This is a genomic window from Sphingomonas sp. Ant20, assembly GCF_000783375.1.
GTDB classification, from domain to species: domain Bacteria; phylum Pseudomonadota; class Alphaproteobacteria; order Sphingomonadales; family Sphingomonadaceae; genus Sphingomonas; species Sphingomonas aerolata.
This window is the reverse complement of sequence record NZ_JRVI01000104.1, coordinates 1-5,794: the sequence shown is the minus strand read 5'-3', so window position 1 is coordinate 5,794 and position 5,794 is coordinate 1. Positions and strand designations below refer to the sequence as shown.

At 61.8% G+C, this 5,794-nt stretch carries 6 protein-coding genes and 1 pseudogene; 2 read left to right on the top strand and 5 right to left on the bottom strand.

Annotated elements, in window-relative coordinates; translation table 11 throughout:
- The first annotated feature begins 342 nt into the window (after positions 1-342).
- Positions 343-447 carry a BrnA antitoxin family protein gene (locus tag NI18_RS23440; RefSeq protein ID WP_084215206.1) on the top strand — a complete coding sequence of 35 codons (105 nt, stop codon included), beginning with the start codon at positions 343-345 and terminating at the stop codon, positions 445-447.
- Here the strand turns inward: NI18_RS23440 and NI18_RS13670 are convergent.
- From NI18_RS13670 to uvrA, 5 genes and pseudogenes are all read right to left on the bottom strand, one after another.
- Positions 438-712: pseudogene (locus NI18_RS13670) on the bottom strand (type II toxin-antitoxin system RelE/ParE family toxin). The gene NI18_RS23440 and the pseudogene NI18_RS13670 overlap by 10 nt on opposite strands.
- Positions 709-885 carry a hypothetical protein gene (locus NI18_RS13665; protein ID WP_037530540.1) on the bottom strand — a complete coding sequence of 59 codons (177 nt, stop codon included), beginning with the start codon at positions 883-885 and terminating at the stop codon, positions 709-711. Before NI18_RS13665 ends, NI18_RS13670 begins: the two are co-directional and overlap by 4 nt.
- A 237-nt stretch (positions 886-1,122) precedes the next feature.
- Entirely contained in the window at positions 1,123-1,644 is a 522-nt protein-coding gene (locus NI18_RS13660; protein WP_084215205.1) for a Swt1 family HEPN domain-containing protein, read from the bottom strand.
- Positions 1,645-1,712: 68 nt separating this feature from the next.
- A complete protein-coding gene (locus NI18_RS24410) occupies positions 1,713-2,339 on the bottom strand; it encodes a DUF5343 domain-containing protein (RefSeq protein ID WP_157840537.1) in 627 nt (208 codons plus the stop codon).
- 232 nt (positions 2,340-2,571) lie between these two features.
- Positions 2,572-5,466: an excinuclease ABC subunit UvrA gene (uvrA, locus tag NI18_RS13655; RefSeq protein WP_037530537.1), complete on the bottom strand. Its 2,895-nt coding sequence runs from the start codon at positions 5,464-5,466 to the stop codon at positions 2,572-2,574.
- Positions 5,467-5,603: 137 nt separating this feature from the next.
- Between uvrA and NI18_RS13650 the strand changes: the two genes are divergently transcribed.
- Positions 5,604-5,794 (top strand): hypothetical protein (locus NI18_RS13650; protein WP_037530535.1); only part of this gene is annotated, 191 nt, incomplete at its 3' end.

The following is a 5,794-nucleotide window of genomic DNA, read 5'->3' as shown; positions in this document are numbered from 1 at the left end:
GCGTCCCATCTGGGGGTGTCGGCGGTCGAGGTGATCCGCGGCTTTATGGGCTCGGGCGCGTAGAGCGCGGCATAGTCGGTGCCGGGGACCGTCGCGAAGGCCGGTGCGCGGGGCGGCGTGTCGGAACGTTTGTTCACGGTTTGATCCTATCCCGAGGGGAGAGGACCGATCAGATATGCTGAAACGGGGGGTAGTAGGACAGCCCCCCCGGGGCGGTCATTCCGTACCTTTTGGCGAGGTGTTTCGTGCAATTCGGCGGTCGGGCGGCGGTGGGGGGCCGGATCGGGCGGCTGAGACGGCGCGGCTCGGCCGAGGGGTTGCAGGGTCAGGCCGCAGGGAACGGTGCGGGTCGATCCCGACGTCCGCGCGGAGTTTCGCGACGGCGGGTCGGGCTGGCGGGGGCGGATCAATGCAGCGTTGTGCGCGGCGGCGGGGCTTCAGGGGTAGCGCTGGCGGGCGTGGAGGATGGCAAGGATCTCGATCGTCCCGGTGACGCGGTAGACGAGGATGTAGTTGGGATGGACCACCGCCTCGCGGGTGCGGCGATGCGGCCGGGGCGGTAGATATAGGGGTGATCAGGCAGCGTCTCCGCTGTGTGCCTGATCGCGACGATCAGCCGTTGCGCGGCGGCGAAATTTCGCGGCGCGATATAGTTGGCGATTGCCAGCAAGTCGCGAGTAGCGTCGTCCGTCCAGACGAGCGGCAGCGTCACCGCGGCCGATGCTGCTCGATGATCTCCTGCACCATCGCCATGACCTGATCGTGCGGGATGCCGGGCTCGGTGGACGTCATCGCCTTTTCGACCTTCGCGCGGAACCACGCGTCATAGGCTTCCGCCTCTTCGGTGGTCTCGAATTCGGATTCGATGGGCGAGAGCTTGGCCATACGCATAGTATAGCAGGCGGCGACGGGACCCGGAAGCTGTTGGCGGGAAGCTGGCCTATGTTTCGGCCTGTACGGCGGCTTGCATGGCGGCTGCTACGCGATCGCGCCAAGCAGCCGGTGGAGCTGCCGATCGACCCGATATACTGGCAGAGTTAAACTAGAGCAGCCCGAGGTGCCCAGGGGCAGAGCGAGCCGGCGTTGCTGGTGATTGTGAAGCAATCGCCCTCTCTTCGGTTTTTACTCCATTAACTTGTACCAGTCTCTGACTGCCAATTTGAGGCGGACAGCCTCTTCCTCGGGTAGCAAATTAGAATGAGCGATCGGTCCCCGAGCATGGTTAAGCCTGATGAGAACCCGAAGCACTCGGTTCTTTGACACCCTCGAAAATATTCCTGAAAAACTAGTCCAATTCTCCTTTATAATATCATTCAACTCTCCAAACGTTGTGTACTCTATCGGTCTGGTTGACCGGGGCGGGAGACCTTCAGACGCCTCCCTGTCTATATTTTTTTGCGCATTCTCTCGAACGCTCTGTGGTACGGCGTTACTCCACCATTCGTCACCGCGTTCAGATTGCAGCGTCTCTTCGACTAGGTTTCTAATATCGTTCTCAAGAGCAAAGAATACTTTATAGAACTCCGCCATTCTCTCGGCGTTGCTAACGATCTCGAAATTGATCTGATCGATGTAGCCACTTATTAAAGTGTCGGTTTCCCGCTCAAGCGCAGACCGAACGTTCGTTACCTTCAAAGTCGACATAACCCGATTTAGCTCTCGGGTAATAACAGCCGATTTTAGGATAAATAGTTCTATCGCCTGAGTTGATGTCACAATAGATTCTCTCGCAGGCTTCGAAATATAGCGTTAAAGACTGCTATGTTTTCAGTTTCTGGCAGAATCACGTTAATGTGATAAGAAAGCCCAAGCCCTCCCCTCCGATGGCCGGTCGTAACGTCAGCCACGGCTGGGCGATCATCTGGATCGTCTTGGCGAGCAGTGACAACAGAGCTATCACCGGCAGGTGTCGCGGCTCTGTCTGTAAACTGCCTTATCGCGTCGAAGCTCCGGTAGATTAAACTGACAATCGGATCAGCTTTTTTGAGACCAGTGATCTCGACTATAATGTCTTTTACGCCACTCTCTTCAGCGCGATATACAAACTCGTTTCGCTTAAAAAGTTCGCCGTACGCCGCCTTTAATCCATCAAGAGCAGACTGCCCCCTTGCCGAATCAGATTTAAATTTCGAATATAAATCGGTGGGAATCCCGTCGCTTGTAATAAAGTTCATCTTTTTCAGCATTGGAGGAATCGGACGCGCTGACCCTCCAGACACTTTCAAGACTGTAGCCATAAAGTCGCTCGAAAAACGTTCTGGCCTTTCAGCAACAATGATCGAATCAAGCGTCTTTTTAAAAGTTACGGGAGAAGTGGAGTAAGGTAGCCCGCCTTTTATTTCTCTTTTTTCTCGGAACTTGCCTTTAGGCTAACTGACTGGGAATCCTGGCCCGACAGAAGCTCCTGCTCTCCTAAGTCTGCTACCATTGCGCTTCCCTTCGCAACGTAACCTATAATATTTATTGGCGTTGTCGAGTCGGCCATAGCGTCGCAATAGCCGAACGTCGCATCCTCACCCTTCCCATGCTTCCGCGCGGTCTGTCGCTGCGCACAGGGAGCGGGAGTTTGGCTTATTCCGCCGCCACCCGCTTCTCCAGCAACGGCGCCAGATACTTGCCCGTGAAGCTCCCCTTGGCCTTGGCGACCTTTTCCGGCGTGCCTTCGGCGACGATCTCGCCGCCCTTGACGCCGCCCTCCGGCCCCAGGTCGAGGACCCAGTCGGCGGTCTTGATGACGTCGAGATTATGCTCGATCACGACGACGGTGTTGCCCTGCTCGACGAGCGCGTGGAGGACTTCGAGGAGTTTGCGGACGTCCTCGAAATGCAGGCCGGTGGTGGGCTCGTCGAGGATATACAGCGTGTTGCCGGTCGCGCGGCGCGAGAGTTCCTTGGCGAGCTTGACGCGCTGCGCCTCGCCGCCCGAGAGCGTCGTCGCCTGCTGGCCGACCTTGACGTAGCCGAGGCCGACCTCGACCAGCATCGCCATCTTGTCGCGGATCGGGGGGACCGCCTTGAAGAACTCGGCGGCGTCCTCGACGGTCATGTCGAGCACGTCGGCGATGCTGTGGCCCTTGAACTTCACCTCGAGCGTCTCGCGATTGTAGCGCGCGCCGTGGCAGACGTCGCACTGCACATAGACGTCGGGGAGGAAGTGCATCTCGATCTTGAGCACGCCGTCGCCCTGGCACGCCTCGCAGCGGCCGCCCTTGACGTTGAAGCTGAACCGGCCGGGCTTGTAGCCGCGCGCCTGGGCTTCGGGGAGGCCGGCGAACCAGTCGCGGATCTGCGTGAAGCTGCCGGTATAGGTGGCGGGGTTGCTGCGCGGGGTGCGGCCGATCGGCGACTGGTCGATGTCGATGACCTTGTCGAGATATTGCAGGCCGGTGATCTTGTCGTGTTTCCCTTGCACGATGCGCGCGCCGTTGAGCTCGCGCGCGGCGGCGGCGTAGAGCGTGTCGATCGTGAAGCTCGACTTGCCCGACCCCGAGACGCCGGTGACGCAGGTGAAGGTGCCGAGGGGCAAGCTCGCGGTGACGCCCGTCAGGTTGTTCGCGGTGGCGTTGTGGACGGTGAGCTTCTTGCCGTTGCCCTTGCGCCGCGTGGCGGGGACCGGCACTTCGCGCGTGCCGTTGAGATAGTCGGCGGTGATGCTGGTCTTGGACTTCAGGATCTGTTTCAGCGTGCCCTGCGCGACGACCTGGCCGCCGCGGACGCCTGCGCCCGGGCCCATGTCGATGATGTAATCGGCGGTGCGGATCGCGTCCTCGTCATGCTCGACGACGAGCACGGTGTTGCCGAGATCGCGCAGGCGCCGCAGCGTCTTGAGGAGCATGTCGTTGTCGCGCTGGTGCAGGCCGATGCTGGGCTCGTCGAGGACGTAGAGCACGCCCGACAGGCCGCTGCCGATCTGCGACGCGAGGCGGATGCGCTGGCTCTCGCCGCCGCTGAGCGTTCCGCTGGTGCGGTCGAGGTTGAGATAGTCGAGGCCGACATTGTTGAGGAAGCCGAGGCGCTCGACGATTTCCTTGAGGATGCGTTCGGCGATCGCGTTCTGCTGGTCGCCGAGATGCTGCGGCATGTCGGTGAAGAACTGGAGCGCGTCGACGACCGAGAGGTGGGTCGCGTAGCTGATGTCCTTCATCGCGATCTTGACCGCGAGCGCTTCGGGTTTCAGGCGCGCGCCGGCGCAGACCTCGCACGGGGCGGCGGACTGGTATTTGTTCAGCTCCTCGCGCATCCACGCGCTCTCGGTCTGGAGCAGGCGGCGGTTGAGGTTGCCGATGACGCCCTCGAACGGCTTGGAGACGTCGTATTTCTTCTTGCCGTCGATGAAGGTGAGCGTGACGGGCTTGCCCTTCGAGCCGTGCAGGATGACGCGCTGGACCTCTTCGGGGAGCTCGCCCCAGGGGGTCTCGATGTCGAACTTATATTCGCGCGCGAGGCTGCCGAGAACCTGCATGTAATAGGGCGAGGGCGGGTTGGATTTCGCCCAGGGGACGACCGCGCCCTTCTTGATGCTGAGCATGTGGTTGGGGACGACGAGGTCCTCGTCGAACAGCAGTTTCTCGCCGAGGCCGTCGCAGGCCGGGCACGCGCCCTGGGGGGCGTTGAACGAGAAGAGGCGCGGCTCGATCTCGGAGATGGTGAAGCCGCTGACCGGGCAGGCGAATTTCTCGCTGAACACGATGCGGCCGTCGGGGGCGTTGCTGCCGAGGATCTCGGACTTGGGGGTGTGCGGCTCGACCGGGTCGGCGGGGTCGACATAGGCGAGGCCTTCGGCGAGCTTCAGCGCGGTTTCGAACGATTCCGCAAGGCGCGTGGCGATCTCGCCGCCGACGACGAGGCGGTCGACGACGACCTCGATGTCGTGCTTGTACTTCTTGTCGAGCGCGGGCGCCTCGTCGATGTCGTGGATCGTGCCGTCGATGCGGACGCGGGTGAAGCCCGCCTTCTGCCACTCGGCGAGTTCCTTGCGATACTCGCCCTTGCGGCCCCGGACGACGGGGGCGAGCAGATAGAGCCGCGTTCCCTCGGGGAGCGCCATCACGCGGTCGACCATCTGGCTGACGGTCTGCGCGGCGATCGGCTCGCCGGTCGCGGGGGAATAGGGGATGCCGACGCGCGCCCAGAGCAGGCGCATGTAATCGTAGATCTCGGTGACGGTCGCGACGGTCGAGCGCGGGTTGCGGCTCGTCGTCTTCTGCTCGATCGAGATGGCGGGGCTGAGGCCCTCGATATGGTCGACATCGGGCTTCTGCATCAGCTCGAGGAACTGGCGGGCGTAGGCGGACAGGCTCTCGACGTAGCGGCGCTGGCCCTCGGCGTAGATGGTGTCGAAGGCGAGGCTCGACTTGCCTGAGCCGGACAGCCCGGTGATCACCGTCAGCGTGTCGCGGGGGATGTCGATATCGACGTCCTTGAGATTGTGTTCACGCGCGCCGCGTACGGAAATCTTGGTCAGCATAGGAGAGTCTGTTCCACATTTGTTCGGACGCGACAAGCCCGGGAGGGCGCCGGGCGGGTGCTCGCAAAGATGGGTAACGCCGAACCATTGTCCAAGGTGCCGACGATAGTTACATAGTGTATTGTTAGTACAATACAGTGCTGGAGACCGAGATGGGCAAGAAGAAGGAGCGTCGCGAACGCGAGGCGAGCGAGCGCGAGGCCGAGACGGGCGCGACGAAAGGCGAGGGGTTCGAGGCGCGCTGGTCCGCCAAGGCGGGCAAGCATGGCGGCGCGGCACCGTTCGCGGGGATCGCGGCGGCGCTGACGCGGCAGATGGGGACGCCCGC